A 219-nucleotide genomic window follows, 5' to 3' on the forward strand; every position below is an offset into this window, starting at 1 on the left:
TACAACCGACGGCACGGTAAAGATACCGGGCGTGGCATTCTCACAGATCGAGTACCTATCGAACAGAGGTCAACAAAAGCCAATAATCGAACTGAATATGGTCATTGGGGGGCTGATACAGTATTGGGTAAAAAGACCAAAGGAGCGGTTTTGGTCACGCTTGTTGAACGGAAAAGTCGTTTTCTACTGACGACTAAAGCCGCCAGTAAATCAGCTGAA

Annotated in this window: 1 pseudogene; it reads left to right on the forward strand. The window is 46.6% G+C overall.

Annotated elements, in window-relative coordinates:
* A pseudogene (locus H5985_RS09355) lies at positions 1-219 on the forward strand (IS30 family transposase); the annotation flags it as partial.

It is taken from the genome of Parasutterella secunda, assembly GCF_016901835.1.
Lineage (GTDB): Bacteria > Pseudomonadota > Gammaproteobacteria > Burkholderiales > Burkholderiaceae_F > Aphodousia > Aphodousia faecavium.